Annotated in this window: 15 protein-coding genes; 3 read left to right on the forward strand and 12 right to left on the reverse strand. The window is 54.9% G+C overall.

Annotation, left to right across the window (positions count from 1 at the left end; genetic code table 11):
* The first annotated feature begins 7 nt into the window (after positions 1-7).
* On the forward strand, positions 8-1078 hold the full coding sequence (gene dadX, locus J4617_RS02295; RefSeq protein WP_017465649.1) for a catabolic alanine racemase DadX: 1071 nt from the start codon (positions 8-10) through the stop codon (positions 1076-1078).
* Positions 1079-1140: 62 nt separating this feature from the next.
* On the opposite strand, the gene J4617_RS02300 is transcribed toward dadX, so the two are convergent.
* Both J4617_RS02300 and ldcA read right to left on the reverse strand, forming a co-directional pair.
* Positions 1141-2874, reverse strand: a complete 1734-nt coding sequence (locus J4617_RS02300) for a potassium/proton antiporter (RefSeq protein ID WP_000338376.1) — start codon at positions 2872-2874, stop codon at positions 1141-1143.
* Positions 2875-2970: 96 nt separating this feature from the next.
* Positions 2971-3885, reverse strand: a complete 915-nt coding sequence (gene ldcA / locus J4617_RS02305; RefSeq protein WP_017465650.1) for a muramoyltetrapeptide carboxypeptidase — start codon at positions 3883-3885, stop codon at positions 2971-2973.
* Positions 3886-4055: 170 nt separating this feature from the next.
* Here ldcA and emtA point away from each other — a divergent pair, with 170 nt between their 5' ends.
* The gene (emtA, locus tag J4617_RS02310) at positions 4056-4667 is read left to right on the forward strand and encodes a membrane-bound lytic murein transglycosylase EmtA (protein ID WP_000776974.1); all 612 of its coding nucleotides are present in this window, start codon (positions 4056-4058) and stop codon (positions 4665-4667) included.
* A 13-nt stretch (positions 4668-4680) separates the two neighbouring features.
* Here emtA and ycgR read toward each other — a convergent pair whose 3' ends face one another.
* Positions 4681-5415, reverse strand: coding sequence for a flagellar brake protein YcgR (ycgR, locus tag J4617_RS02315; protein WP_000017418.1), 735 nt, complete (start codon positions 5413-5415; stop codon positions 4681-4683).
* Between the two features lie 168 nt (positions 5416-5583).
* On the opposite strand from ycgR, the gene J4617_RS02320 reads away from it, so the two are divergent.
* Positions 5584-5838, forward strand: coding sequence for a GlsB/YeaQ/YmgE family stress response membrane protein (locus tag J4617_RS02320; RefSeq protein ID WP_000511320.1), 255 nt, complete (start codon positions 5584-5586; stop codon positions 5836-5838).
* A gap of 62 nt (positions 5839-5900) precedes the next feature.
* Here J4617_RS02320 and J4617_RS02325 read toward each other — a convergent pair whose 3' ends face one another.
* From J4617_RS02325 to hyaC, 9 genes are all read right to left on the reverse strand, one after another.
* Positions 5901-7613: an alpha,alpha-trehalase gene (locus J4617_RS02325; RefSeq protein WP_000612825.1), complete on the reverse strand. Its 1713-nt coding sequence runs from the start codon at positions 7611-7613 to the stop codon at positions 5901-5903.
* Positions 7614-7826: 213 nt separating this feature from the next.
* Positions 7827-9101, reverse strand: a complete 1275-nt coding sequence (locus tag J4617_RS02330) for a Glu/Leu/Phe/Val dehydrogenase (RefSeq protein ID WP_001519734.1) — start codon at positions 9099-9101, stop codon at positions 7827-7829.
* Between the two features lie 394 nt (positions 9102-9495).
* Complete coding sequence (gene cbdX / locus J4617_RS02335; protein ID WP_000270301.1) at positions 9496-9585, reverse strand: cytochrome bd-II oxidase subunit CbdX; 90 nt, start codon at positions 9583-9585, stop codon at positions 9496-9498.
* Positions 9586-9597: 12 nt separating this feature from the next.
* Positions 9598-10734: a cytochrome d ubiquinol oxidase subunit II gene (appB, locus tag J4617_RS02340; RefSeq protein ID WP_000888118.1), complete on the reverse strand. Its 1137-nt coding sequence runs from the start codon at positions 10732-10734 to the stop codon at positions 9598-9600.
* 11 nt (positions 10735-10745) lie between these two features.
* Positions 10746-12290, reverse strand: coding sequence for a cytochrome bd-II oxidase subunit 1 (appC, locus tag J4617_RS02345; protein WP_000263619.1), 1545 nt, complete (start codon positions 12288-12290; stop codon positions 10746-10748).
* A gap of 74 nt (positions 12291-12364) precedes the next feature.
* Positions 12365-13213: a hydrogenase expression/formation protein gene (locus J4617_RS02350; protein WP_000063363.1), complete on the reverse strand. Its 849-nt coding sequence runs from the start codon at positions 13211-13213 to the stop codon at positions 12365-12367.
* Positions 13210-13614 (reverse strand): hydrogenase-1 operon protein HyaE, encoded by a 405-nt coding sequence (gene hyaE / locus J4617_RS02355; RefSeq protein WP_001262580.1) that lies wholly within the window; start codon positions 13612-13614, stop codon positions 13210-13212. The genes J4617_RS02350 and hyaE overlap by 4 nt, the downstream gene beginning before the upstream one ends.
* A complete protein-coding gene (gene hyaD, locus J4617_RS02360; RefSeq protein ID WP_000993793.1) occupies positions 13604-14200 on the reverse strand; it encodes a hydrogenase 1 maturation protease in 597 nt (198 codons plus the stop codon). The genes hyaE and hyaD overlap by 11 nt, the downstream gene beginning before the upstream one ends.
* A complete protein-coding gene (gene hyaC / locus J4617_RS02365) occupies positions 14197-14928 on the reverse strand; it encodes a Ni/Fe-hydrogenase b-type cytochrome subunit (RefSeq protein ID WP_000147036.1) in 732 nt (243 codons plus the stop codon). The genes hyaD and hyaC overlap by 4 nt, the downstream gene beginning before the upstream one ends.
* Positions 14929-14944 lie beyond the last annotated feature (16 nt).

Genomic DNA, 14944 nt, shown 5'->3' on the forward strand with positions numbered 1-14944 from the left:
AAGTGAAATGACCCGCCCTATACAGGCCAGCCTTGATTTACAGGTAATGAAACAAAATTTGGCTATTGTGCGCCGGGCGGCCCCAGAGGCGCGCGTCTGGTCGGTAGTGAAAGCCAACGCCTACGGCCACGGTATTGAACGCGTCTGGAGCGCGCTGGGCGCCACAGATGGTTTCGCTATGCTCAACCTTGAAGAGGCGATTACCCTGCGTGAGCGCGGGTGGAAAGGGCCGATATTGATGCTGGAGGGGTTTTTCCATGCGCAAGACCTGGAGGCGTATGACACTTATCGGCTGACCACCTGCATCCACAGTAACTGGCAGTTGAAAGCGCTGCAAAATGCGCGGCTTAACGCGCCGCTGGATATCTATGTCAAAGTCAACAGCGGCATGAACCGACTCGGTTTTCAGCATGAGCGGGCGCAGACCGTCTGGCAGCAATTGCGGGCAATGCGCAATGTCGGTGAAATGACCCTGATGTCACATTTTGCTCAGGCCGATCATCCGGAAGGTATCGGGGAGGCGATGAGGCGTATTGCGCTGGCGACAGAAGGCCTGCAGTGTTCATACTCGTTATCAAATTCGGCAGCGACGCTGTGGCATCCCCAGGCGCATTATGACTGGGTCAGGCCGGGCATTATTTTGTACGGCGCGTCGCCGTCAGGACAGTGGCGGGATATTGCCGATACCGGACTAAAACCCGTGATGACGCTGAGTAGCGAAATTATTGGCGTGCAGACGTTGAGCGTGGGTGAAAGGGTAGGCTATGGCGGAAGGTATTCTGTGACTCAGGAACAACGCATTGGCATCGTCGCGGCGGGTTATGCCGATGGCTATCCACGCCATGCGCCGACCGGGACGCCTGTGCTGGTGGACGGTATCCGTACCAGAACAGTAGGCACCGTTTCAATGGATATGCTGGCGGTGGATTTGACGCCGTGTCCGCAGGCGGGAATCGGCACGCCGGTTGAATTATGGGGCAAAGAAATTAAGGTCGATGATGTCGCCTCTGCGGCAGGTACGCTGGGCTATGAGCTACTGTGCGCCGTAGCGCCGCGCGTGCCGTTTGTGACAACGTAACCTGACTCAGGCTAAGGCGTCGACCGGTCCACCTGGGGGCGGGTCGACGTTGTCCGGCGACCTTATTCTGCTTCATCTTCGGCGACGCGTACCCCAATCTTGCGTACCACGTTATCTTCTTTTTCAGCTACCGTCCAAATCATGCCGCCAAACTCCACCTGATCGCCGACGACCGGCGCAGCGCCCAGCAGTTGCTGTATGATTTCACCCAGGGTTTGTTGTTTATCCCGGTATTCCGTTCCTTCTTCCAGCCCGTAGATAAGCGCCACGTCGGCGAATTTCGCATTCGCTTCGAGGATAAAATCGCCAAAGAAACGCTGATCTAACGAAACCGGCGGCGACTGGCTAAACAATTTGCCCAGCGCTGGCAGATCGCGCTCCCGGCCAATCACGCAGAGTACGTCGCCTTCCTGCAGGCGAGTGCTACCCGTGGGGTGAAACAGTTCATTATTGCGAAATAGCGCGGCAATGCGAGTTTCGTTCGGCATATGCAGGTCGCGCAACGCCGCGCCGACGCACCATTTGTCGGCGCTCAACTGATAGATGAATTGCTCCCACGGATTATCAGGATGGATGTCAAGCCCCACGCGCGATACTGGCCAGCCAACCGGAGGCACGACCACTTTGGCTCTTTTCGCCGCCCATGACAGCGATGTTCCCTGCAGAAGCAGCGACACCAGTACCACAAAGAAAGCGACATTAAAGAACAGGCGAGCGTTTTCAAGCCCGGCCATCATCGGGAAAACGGCGAGAATAATCGGCACCGCGCCGCGCAGTCCGACCCAACTGATGAAAATGCGCTCCCGAAGATTGAAGCCGCGAAATGGCAGCAGGCCGGTAAACACCGACAGTGGGCGGGCGAAGAAAATCATCCAGATGGAGAGAATAAGCGCAGGGACGGCAATCGGCCACAGATCGGAAGGCGTCACCAGCAGCCCCAGAACCAGGAACATCGCGATCTGCGCCAGCCAGGCTAGTCCGTCAAAGTTTTGCAGGATGCCGTAACGGTTGCGAATCGGGCGGTTTCCTAACAGGAATCCGCACAGATAGACCGCGAGAATGCCGCTGCCTTCAAGCGCGGTCGTCAAAGCAAAAATCAGAATACCGCCGCTGAGCGCCAGCATCGGATACAGGCCGCTGGGCAGAGAAATACGGTTGATCATCTGCTGTAGCAGGTAACCGCCGCCCAGGCCAAAAACAATACCGAGACCGAACTGTTGGATAATATGGACGGCAAACATCCAGTCCAGGCCGGTTTCATGCTTCTGGATCATCTCAATTAATGTAATGGTCAGAAAAACGGCCATCGGATCGTTACTTCCCGATTCGATCTCCAGCGTGGAGCCTACACGTTCGTTTAGCCCTTTGCCGCCAAGCAGAGAAAAGACCGCTGCGGCGTCAGTGGAACCGACTATCGCGCCAATGAGCAGACCTTCGATAAGATCCAGATGAAACAGCCAGGCGGCCATCATACCTGTTAACCCCGACGTGATTAGTACGCCGAGCGTCGCCAGCGACAGCGCGGGGCCCAGCGCTACCCGGAAAGAGCTGGCCTGGGTGCGCATGCCGCCATCGAGTAAAATAATCGCCAGCGCCAGGTTACTGACCATATAAGCGAAAGGATAATTATCGAAAGGAATACCGCCAATGCCATCCACACCCGCTAACATCCCAATGGCGAGAAAAATGACCAGAATCGGGATACCCAGTCGCGATGAGAATGAACTTAACAGGATACTGCTGGTTACAAGGATGGAACCTAAAATAAATAGACTAATAATTGTTGCAGCATCCAACGTTTTATATCTCCTGACTCACACGACTTCGTATTATTTAACATTAACATAATAACGGCCAGGGCAGCGTTTTACTTAGCCTGTCGGGGACTTTTTTTACAATTGCAGCGTAGGATGACCAGATAAAGTGAGTTGAGTCCCCTGGCGCGTATTTTTAAGCGTCGCGTTTGCCCCGATAGGGAGCGTTACCGTACGCTGTTCATGCCCGAAGTCGAGACCGGTAATCAGCGGAACGGACAGACGGGAACGTAAAAACGCGTAGACGCTCTCCAGAGAATAGCCGGCGTCATACTCGTTGGGCGCCGCACCGCTAAAGCTGCCGAGAACGATGGCGCTCTGGCGGTTTAAAATTCCGGCGTACTCCAGTTGCAAAAGCATACGCTCCACCCGGAAAGGATGCTCATTGACATCTTCCAGCACTAAAATTCCTTTATCGATAGTCGGCATCCAGGGCGTACCGATAAGGGAAATCAACATCGCCAGATTTCCGCCCCATAAGGTGCCCTGTGCGTCGCACTGAGGGCCGTCACCTTGCCACTCTACGGTAAATTGCGCCTTGCGTAGCGCCAGCCAGAAATGTTGCTCGGTGAACGTATTCAGCGTTTCGGCGCCAAAATTTGCCGCCAGCATAGGACCGCTAAAGGTGATGACATTGGCCTGCGCCAGGAGTCCAGCCTGAATCGCCGTAAAATCGCTATGACCGCAAATCAGTAAGGGATCGCGCTGTTGCCGGGTGGCGAGCGCCTGCCAGTCGATACGATCCAACAAGCGGCTGGCACCATAGCCGCCGCGAACCGGCATGACGATCGTATCCGGCGAAGTTAGCGAGGCCAGCGAATTAACATCGGCCAGCCGTTCCGCGTCCGTACCGGCAAAACGCTGATAGCGGCGACGAATCACCTCGTCATTCTCCACCTGATGACCCGCGTCAGTCAGGCGCTGAACGCCGCGTAACGCGGCCTGTTGGTTAATACAGTAGCCCGAGGGGGCGATTAAATGAAACAGAGACATGGTAATTCCTTGCTGACAATAGAATGCAAATGTATATCATGCCGCATATATTAGGCGATGTCCCTCGTTGTGCGACGTTTCTGGATGCGCACCAGGGAGGCAACCTAAGTGCCTGGCCGGGGCGGTATGACCTCTTCGGCAGATAAGTTACGGCTATAAGGATAGATGACGTGAAATTAAGATGGTTTGCTTTTTTGGTAGTAATACTGGCTGGCTGTAGCTCAAAACAGGATTACAGGAATCCGCCGTGGAATGCCGAAGTGCCTGTAAAGCGTGCGATGCAGTGGATGCCCATCAGTGAAAAAGCCGGGGCGGCATGGGGGGTTGATCCGCATTTAATCACCGCGATTATCGCCATTGAATCCGGCGGCAACCCTAACGCGGTCAGTAAATCCAATGCGATTGGCCTGATGCAGCTAAAGGCGTCGACCTCCGGGCGCGACGTTTACCGTCGGATGGGCTGGCGTGGCGAACCGACCACCAGCGAGCTGAAAAACCCTGAGCGTAACATCTCAATGGGCGCGGCGTATCTGAGCATTCTGGAAAATGGGCCGCTGGCCGGCATCAAAGATCCGCAGGTGATGCAATATGCGCTGGTCGTCTCTTATGCTAACGGCGCAGGCGCGTTATTGCGTACTTTTTCATCCGACAGGAAGAAGGCGATAGAAAAAATTAACGATCTGGATGCGGACGAGTTTTTTGAGCATGTTGTTGATAATCATCCCGCGCCGCAGGCGCCGCGCTATATCTGGAAGCTTCAGCAGGCGCTGGACGCCATGTAGTTTAGCGTGAAGATTATTCTCGCACTTTATTCGCTCTTTCTCGGGCCTCGCGCTCAAGCGAAAAAATAATCCGCTGCAACTCCCGCTCCACCGCCGGGCTAACGTTAAGGAAACGAAAGCTCAGGCGGGGAGTGGTGATCGTTTCATTTTTCCCATCAATCACTTTACGCTCGCTGATGGCGATAAGCTGGGCGTCAACGTGAAGAATCCCCCATGGCCCCATGTTCAGTTCAACCTGCGAAAAGCGTGCGCCTTCGATTAGTCCGTCGGGGATGGCGGATTCCAGTAGCGCGCCCATGCCGCCCAGGGAAAGATCAAACAGGCGAAAACGTAACGTACGGGTGTCCGGTAGCGTGGTGACGCCGTAATAAGGCGGATACAGCGGCGCGCCAATGCGAAAATACTCCCGGCGCTGGACAAACCACAGTGACGACGGCAGGGGCGTGATAAAGGCTGGCAGCCGCTGATATTCGCCTGTAACGAGTTGCGGCAACGTGAACTCGACTTTTGCGCCCTGCGTTTCTGCGATAATGGCTACCTGTCCGGCACGTAATACGGCGCTATTTTCATATTCCTGGCTGCCGTAATCCACGATGAGTTTTTCCGGGTCTACCGCCAAAATTTTACTGATGAATTGACCATGCGCCCATGAAATACGCAGTGGAACCTGATTTTTATTTAAATCCCGTAGCACGCCTAATATCGCTAATGGATTTTTTTTCAGGAACTGCTCATTGTAACCACTCACACGAAATAACCCCTGATACGCAGACTATCGTTGGGTTATCGGCATCAGTAGAAAGAACTTAATAGCGATAAATAAATTTTTATGTCCGCGAGATAAATCAGTGTTCAGAAATGCGACGCTCGACTTTGCCTATACTTAAAACGTTTTTACTGGAAAGAGGGTTTGCAAATGGGAATTATCGCCTGGATTATTTTTGGTTTGATTGCCGGCGTTATCGCCAAATTGCTTATGCCGGGGCGCGATGGCGGGGGATTTATCCTGACCTGTATTCTCGGTATCGTCGGGGCGGTCGTTGGCGGATGGCTGGCGACGATGTTTGGTATTGGCGGCAGTATCAGCGGCTTTAATCTGCACAGTTTCCTGGTCGCCGTGGTGGGCGCGATCGTGGTGCTGGTGATTTTCCGCCTTCTGCGACGCGGCTAACCGCTGCAGAACGTGTAAGCGTTGACCCGGTCAGCACCGGGTCAACCTACTATAAACACGCGTTACTGCGTCGCTGCAGACGGCGTTTTTGTCGGCGTTGCGCTTAACGATGCCGGACGAGTAGACGGTACGCTATCGCACGGTTTTTCCTGCGGACAAATCAGATCGAGCATTTTCAGCGTCACGCCGTTGGTCCAGCCAAAGCCGTCCTGAAGGGGATATTCGCCGCCGCCACCGCCGGTTCCGGTACTGCTGACATCATATTTTTCGACCAGTTTTTTCTCGCGATCGTAGGTGTGCTGCACATTGGTTAAAAAGCGCCAGGTGACTTCCATTGCCACGTCATCCTGCCCATAATTTTGCAATCCTTCGGCAGCGACCCATTGTAACGGCGCCCAGCCGTTTGGCGCATCCCACTGCTGTCCGCTTTTAACCGAGGTGGTAGCCAGCCCGCCAGGCTGTAGCAGATGCGCCTGGGCCGCCGCCGCCACTTTCACGGCGCGATCTTTCGCGGCGGCGTTTACATAGAGCGGGAACAGCGCGGCAGCGGTGAGTTGGTCACGGATTTTATTGTTCTGCAGATCGTAGTCGGCATACCAACCCTCTTTGTTATTCCACAGATGCATTTCAATGGCTTTTTGCCGCGCGTTGGCCAGCGCGTCATAGTGCGAGGCTTTGGCCCGATCGCCCGCCGCAGCGCTGGCGCGCGCGAGGGTTTTCTCCAGCTGATACAGCAGAGCGTTAAGATCGACAGGGACAATCGTGGTGGTACGGATGGTACTGAGCTGCTGCGGATTATCCATCCAGCGGGAGCTGAAATCCCAGCCGGAGGCGGCGGCAGAGCGGAGGTCTCGATAGATCTCCGTTGCCGGGCGGTTGGGGTTGCTTTTGGCGGTAGCGATATCTTCAACCCAGGATTCAGGGCGGGGCGTATCCCGATCGTCCCAGTAGCGGTTGAGAACGCTGCCGTCCTCCAGTTTGACGACGCGTTGGTTTTGTTGCCCTGGCTGCAATGTCTCAACGCCCTCCATCCAGTAGGCGTACTCTTTTTGCAGTTGCGGCAGGTATTCTTTCAGCGCATCGTCACCTTCATGTTGCGCCAGTAACTCAACCATAAACGCAAAGAAAGGCGGCTGCGAACGACTCAGGTAGTAGGTACGGTTGCCGTTAGGAATATGCCCCCAGGCATCAATTTCGTAACCAAAGTTCGCCACCATATCCGCCACCTTATCCCAGTGCCCGCTTTCCGCCAGCCCCAGCATCGTAAAGTAGCTGTCCCAGTAGTAAATCTCTCTGAATCGCCCACCCGGTACGACATAGGATTCAGGCAACGGCAAGAGCGAGTCCCACTTTTCGACGTTTTTAGTTGAACGTGTCAGCACCGGCCACAGGCCATCAATATGTTCACGCAATGACTGCCCGGCAGGCGGGACATATTTTTCACCCGCTTTCGGCAGGGTGAAGTTAACATCAACAAAATGACGTAAATCGAAGCCGGACTGGTTCCGCTGCATACGATAATCCGCAAGAATCATGAGCGGATCGCTATTAGGTATGGCGTCAGCAAAGGTTTTCTGATCGGGGAAGAGTTTTGCATTCTGGACATCATTAAAGAGCGGGCCAAGCAAAATATCCGGCGGCTGCGGAGTTTCAGTGTCGGAAGACGGGTCTGCGGCAGTCGCCGAAAACGATGCAAACGTCAGCAGCGTCCCTGCCAGCGCCAGTTTTATGGCTTTCTGCAGTAGAACAGAACGGCGAATCTCTGGGGGTATCATCAAGTTATCTCCTTAGCGGTGAGCCAAAGCCAACGGCATTTACCATGACAAAACCTTAGTCTACGATGACCAGATACGCGTGATTGAACCGCTATTTTGCGAACAAACAGACATTTTATTGAGACAGAATTTATCGGCGCGCGCGTGGAAAACGGGGTATACAGACAAAAAATCCACGCCGGGACGTGGATTTTAGCGCAATGATTTGTCGCCTTAACCTGGATAGATACCGCGATCTTTACGGGCCAACAGAATGCGCTCACAGGCGACAATATAGGCTGCGGTGCGCAGAGAACAGGATTTCTCAGTCGCTTTCTCCCAGACATGGACGATAGCGTCGGTCATGATTTTGTCCATGCGCGCGTTGATCTCTTCTTCGCTCCAGAAGAAGCTGGCCATATCTTGTACCCATTCGAAGTAGCTGACGGTTACGCCGCCTGCGTTACAGACCACGTCAGGCACCACAAGGATACCACGGCTGGCCAGAACATCATCAGCATCCGGATAGGTCGGGCCGTTAGCCCCTTCCAGCACCAGCTTACACGTCAGGGCTTCCGCGCGCTGACGAGTTATCTGGCCTTCAAGCGCCGCCGGGATCAGAATATCCATCTCCAGACGCCAGAACGCATCGCTGGCGATAGTTTCCGCGCCCGGGAAACCGGCTATCTGTTTGTGTTCTGTCTGCCATGCCGTGAGCGCCTTCATGTCAATACCGGTGGCGTTAAACAGCGTCGCGGTATGATCCTGAATCGCCACGACACGGGCGCCAGCGCCTGCAAACAGACGCGCGGCTTCGCTGCCGACGTTACCAAAACCCTGAACCGCAACGCGAGCGCCTTCAACGGCGATATTCGCCCGACGCGCGGCTTCCAGCCCGCTGACGAAAACGCCGCGCCCCGTCGCTTTTTCACGACCCAGCGAACCGCCAAGATGGATAGGCTTACCGGTGACGACGCCAGTGACCGTCGTGCCATGATTCATGGAATACGTATCCATCATCCAGGCCATCACTTTACCGTTGGTGCCGACATCCGGCGCAGGAATATCTTTCTGCGGCCCGATGATAATGCCGATCTCGCTGGTATAGCGGCGGGTCAAACGCTCCAGTTCACCTTCCGACAGCGAGAACGGATCGACGCGGATGCCGCCTTTGGCGCCGCCGTATGGCAGATTCAGCGCGGCACATTTGATGGTCATCCATGCTGACAGGGCCATCACTTCATTGAGATCAACGTCAGGATGGTAGCGAACACCGCCTTTACCCGGACCTCGGGAGAGGTTGTGCTGCACGCGATATCCTTCGAAATGACGAATAGTGCCATCATCCATTTGTACCGGAATATCGACGATCAGAGCGCGTTTTGGGTGGCGCAGAGTATCCACCCAGGGGGATAACTCGCCCAGATAAGGGGCCACACGCTCGATTTGTTGCAGGTAGGTATTCCAGGCAGATGTGCTGCTATCTGAAGCGTAAGATAACTTATCCATGATAAACCTTAGTGATAAAAGTAATATGTTCTTTAATTGACCGTGGTACATAGTAGATCACACCATGTAGCGATAAATTTAACACTTTTTTAAACAATTAACTCAGATCAAAAACGGCAGGCAGTTGGATTTTCGTTATGATTTTGGATGAGAAGTGGTTAACTATCCGATACAAGAGGTGATATATCGCTAATTATGCAATTAATTGCTTAAATATGCGTGATATGTGCAAGACGGCTATTTGTCATAATTATGACGCACCTCTAAAAGTAAACATTATGATAACGACATGTATCAATGTTATGTCGTCCTGTCGGCGGGGAAACGTCTTCGCCAGGCGCGTAAAAAGATAAAAATAACCGGAGTCAGATGGCGCTGGCCCCGGTTTACCTCTTTATTGTTGACGCGACTCAAGCCATACCAGCGCCAGTGTCGACAGTGAGCACATCAGCAGAATGCCGACAAACCACAGTAAATACCACATCGCTCCCGCTCCCTAATAAAGTTCATGATCGTTGCGGCGGAGGGTCTCCAGGTTGATACGCCCCAACATTTTGTAATAGCTCCATAGCGTATAGAGCAGTACGATCGGCAGAAAAATCAGCACAATCACCAGCATGATTTCGAGCGTCATCTGGCTGGAGGTGCTGTCCCACACCGTCAGGCTGGAGAGAGGACTAACACTCGACGGCATCACAAAAGGAAATAGCGTTATGCCGGCGGTAAAGATGACGCAGGCCTGGGTCAGGGAAGCGAACAGAAATCCACGAATAGTCTGACCGCGAAGGCAGGCATAGAAAGCCAGAATCGGCAGGATCATACCGAGCAACGGGATGATGAGCAGTAGCGGCGAGCGTATAAAGTGGTTCATCCATGCGCCAGGGAGTATCGCCACGCCTTTTAAGAGCGGATTGGAAGGACCGTTGGCATCCTGCGTGAGTAAGACAAAGCCATCAACGCCGGCCCACAGCCAGTAACCGGCCAGCAGGAAGCAGATCACGATCAGCAGCGCGCTGTGGCGGGTGGCCGACAGAGCCCGTTGACGAATAACGCCCTCCGTTTTCAACTGTAACCAGACGCCTCCTTGCATAATCACCAACGACAGACTCAATAATCCACACAGTAGGGCAAAGGGCGAGAGTAACTGCCAGAAGGTGCCAAAATAGTTAACATGAAGCTGCGGCGTGAAGGCAAACGGCACGCCTAAAAACAGGTTGCCGAACGCGATGCCGAATACGACTGGGGGAACCAGGCTGCCGATAACCAGACCGGTATCCCACAGCGCGCGCCAGCGGGCATTGGCGATTTTTCCCCGATAATCAAAGGCCAGCGGGCGAAAGAAGAGGGCACACAGCACCAGGATCATCGCCACATAAAAACCGGAAAACGCGGCGGCATAGACCCGTGGCCAGGCGGCGAATAATGCCCCGCCCGCGAGGATCAACCATACCTGGTTTCCTTCCCAGTGGGCGCCGACGCTATTGATCAACACCCGGCGTTCGTCATCGTTACGCGCTATCAGCGGGAGCAGGCAACCGACCCCCATATCAAACCCGTCAGTTACCATAAATGCCACCAGGATGACGCCGATCAGCAGCCACCAAATGAACCGCAACGTTTCATAATCCAACATGATTGTCTCCTTTATCCCTGTTGTTGCGCTTGTTGTTGATGTTGCATGGCGCTTGGCCCAAGACGCGCGTACTTCTGCATCAGATAGACTTCCGCGATTAAAAACAGGGTGTAAAGTCCGAGGATAAGCCCCATTGAGAAGGCCAACTGGCCCGGCGTCAGCGCGGAGTGAGCGTACCAGGTCGGCAGAATGTCCTGAATCGCCCAGGGCTGACGGCCAAACTCCGTCATAAACCAACCGGCTTCAATGGCAATCCACGGTAACGGCAGGCTCCACAGCGTCATACGCAATACCCAGCGATGCTGGTCGATACGCATTCGCAGCGTCTGTATCAACGCAATCAACATCACCACTAACAGCAGCGAACCGCAGCCGACCATAATACGGAAACTCCAGAACACCGGCGCCACCTGAGGAATAGCGCCACGCTGGGCCGCACGATACTGCTCCGGCGTCACATGGTTCATATCCGGGGCATATTTCGCCAGCAGAATGCCGTACCCCAGATCGCCCTCAACGGCGTGAAACGCATTCAGTACCTGCGGCGAGCGATTGCCTTGCGCTATCTCCTGCATGAGTAGCCAGGCCTCCCGGCCACGCTTCAGGCGCGGCAGAGCGTCGTCCATCAGGTTTTTTAACCCCGGAACTGGCGTATCCAGCGAATGGGTGGCCAGAATACCCAGCAGAGCAGGGATCTTCACGGCAAATGCATTACGCTCCTGTTCCTGCTGCGGCCAGGCAATCAGATGAAACGGCGCGGGCGCGGGTTCGGTTTGCCATTCGCCTTCCATCGCCGCCAGTTTCACCGGCTGAATTTGGGCGACTTCGTAGGCCGAACTGTCCCCCAGTTGCAGGGTTCCCAGAATGGACAGGGTGCCGAATACTGAGCCGATAGCAAACGAGCGCAAGGCCACCTCACGCTCGCGGCCACGTAGCAGATACCAGGCGCTGATGGACATAATAAACATGGCGCCGGTGACATAACCGGACATGACGGTATGGACGAATTTCACCTGGCTCACCGGGTTAAAGACCAGATCGCTGAAGCTGCTCATTTCCATCCGTAACGTATCGATGTTGAAATGAGCGCCGGTAGGATACTGCATCCAGCCATTGGCATTCAGAATCCATAATGCTGAAATATTGGAGCCGAAGGCCACCAGCCAAGTGACCAGCAGGTGTTGGTATTTATTCAGCCGCTGCCAGCCGAAAAAGAACAGGCCGACAAAAGTGGATTCGAGAAAGAAGGCCAGTAACGCTTCCATCGCCAGCGGCGCGCCGAAAATATCGCCCACATAGTTGGAATAGAGCGACCAGTTAGTCCCGAACTGAAACTCCATGGTCAGGCCGGTAGCCACACCGAGAGCAAAATTGATCCCGAAGAGCTTGCCCCAGAAACGCGTCATATCGCGGTAGACTGTTTTCCCCGTCACCACATAGATCGTCTCCATGACGGCCAGCAAAAAAATCAGCCCAAGCGTAAGAGGAACAAATAAAAAGTGATACAGCGCGGTCAGCGCAAACTGCCAGCGCGATAAGTCAATGACATCCCACATGCTAACTCCTGTAGGCAGAAAGAGAGTAAAAAGCTAATCAGTACCGGACACCGGTGACGTTCCTGTTGAGAGCGCTAGCGCGTCTCCAGCCATCGGCAGACTTCATCCAGGCGCTGGCGCGAATCGGCCAGATCTTCCGGGGCCGCCAGTACCAGCTCCGGCAAAGGACAAATCTCATAGCTATCGAGCAACGGCCCTTTAAGGGCGTCCAGACAGCGCACATGCCAGAGATGGCGCAATGCTGTGGCGTTGATTTGGCTTTCGCCATACCCGGAGATGCGAATCTGGATGTTCCCGTGTCCGCATAAACGTGCCAGAAAAAGACGATCGGCCTCGCTGAGCGGCAGTTGGGTCAAATTGATGCTGTGAGGTTGCAACGCCGGATCGCGTACGTGCGCCAATAATTCATGGGCCAGCGGCAGTCCATTCATCAGGCCAGCGACAGGCGGAGGCAGTAGAGAGTCGTCAGGCAGCGTATCGGCGGTAGCCGCTTGCCATAATGTCAGGGGCGCGCTACCTGCTTCCAGACGATCCGTCAGCAGACGTCGGTTATGCAGATGGCGTACCCGCCACAGGCCGCAGAAGATGGTCTCCTGGATCTCGCTTTCACTCCCGTCCGGATGCTGAATGCGTACCGAGACCTCGCCTTCGCCCAATAGCGTATTGAGGAATGAGAGATCATCGGCATTCAGGGGAGATAACTCCCATCCCAGCACGTCGCCGACTTCCGGGATGCGCCGGGCAAGCTGACCTCGCAGATCGGTCAACAATGCCATCACCGCCGGGCTGTGAGCGCAGCGCTCCAGCGCCGCCATACTTGGGTCGCCATTGACCTGACAGGCGAGCGGTAAGGGATTCATCGAGAAACTGGCGTCATCAGGCTGCGTACCTGGCCCCAGCAGATGAAAAAAGGCGTTGCTCATTGTACTGTCTCCTGCGCTGCGGGAGTGTCAACCATCGAACGCATCAGCGTGAGCAGTTCAGCCCAGGGATGAATGCCGCTGAGCGCGCCGCGTAGCTCGCCGTCTGTAAAAACCAACGTCGCCGGAAACCGACGTACATTAAAGCGATCGCCGATAGCTTCGCTTTGTTCAAGGTCGGCCACCGCCACCTGCCAGTCAAACTGCGGGAACTCACGCAGGAGTTCGGCAATCATCACCGGGTTATCGCTGACTTCCGGCGTACGCCGCGGATCGCTACTTAACAGGATGACGCCATCTCCAACCCGTTTGATCCAGTCGTCTACCGTGGAAGCCTCTACCGGTTGCCATCCACGGGTTAACAGGCGTTGCCATAGCGCAGAGAACGGGGTGTCATTCGCCACTTCTTTTGCCCTCCAGACGTGTCTGATACTGACGTATGCGCACTCCCTCATAATTTTCCATCGACAGGCATTTATAGTTCAGGCAGCGTGCGACCTCGTTTGCCTGCGGTACGATCCCCCAGGCGGCCAGTTGCGCCAGGGCGGCCTGTTCCGCCGCCGGTAGCTGGCTGCGAGCTATTTCGCTCAGGCTACCGCCATAGTCGTCCAGTTGCGCCGGTTGCAGACCGACCAGCGCTATGTGACAGGGCAGATGCCCGCGGATGTCGGCCAGCGCCAGAACTTCGGAAAAACTGTTTTGATGCAGACTCATTTTTTTGGCGCTGAGATACGCGGGGATTTTCTCGCCGGCATAGGTTCGCAGGCTGCCCGGCGCCAGGCCGTAATCGATCGCGTCAAGGAGCAGGAGATGGCTGGCTTGCTCTACATAACCTAACAGGTTTAGCCCTTGCGTACCGCCGTCCACAATTTCCACCTCTTCAGGCCAGTGATATCGGGCATACAAACGCTCCGCGACCCGGATACCGAATCCTTCATCGGCCCACAGCAGGTTTCCTAACCCCATCACCACTATGCGTTGCGCATTCATGAGGGCTCCTTGTCGTGCGGTTTGGGGAATTTATGGCTGCGATAGCCATTGATCATGGTGGAGATCACCGTATCGTCGGACATAATGTCTTCCCGGATAGCGAGGTAAACGTGCCCGACGATGAAGGCGGCGATCAGCCACATGCCCAGTCGGTGCCAACTGTGAATATCGATGGAGTTGCCGCCGGTCCAGTAGAAAAATTCAACCACATAGCGGAACGGCGCAAAGATGGCGTACTGGCTATGCTCGCCAAACAGAGCGAAACCGGTGAGGATCATAAATACCGACAACAGGAAATAGCCGAACATCGCGGCCTGCGCGACAGGGTTATGTCCGATGTCGCTCCCCGGTTTTTTCTCCAGAAACAGATACCAGCGGACCACGGTGAAAGCGCCTTGCCACCAACTACGACGCCAGACCGGGACGATAAACAGCTCTCGTGAATAGCGGTTGCCGACACAGGCCCAATAAATTCGCCCCAGCAGTAACACGGTAAAGATCATCGCGGCGGCAAAGTGGATCAGCCGGATATAGCCCATATAAAACAGATAGGTCGCCTCGCCACTCACCGACGGCAGCGGTCGGCCAATGAAGTAGCCTGTTACCATCAGTACCAACATGCAGGCCACCGTTAGCCAGTGCCACAGGCGTACCGGCGCTTCAAACACATAGTGGCTGACGGCAGTATCACGCGCCTCCCCGACGCGTGGAGATAGCTTTCCAGTCATCGTTCTTTTCCTTAAC

Source organism: Salmonella sp. 32010601201800023SM, from assembly GCF_017572235.1.
Classification (GTDB): Bacteria; Pseudomonadota; Gammaproteobacteria; order Enterobacterales; family Enterobacteriaceae; genus Salmonella; species Salmonella enterica.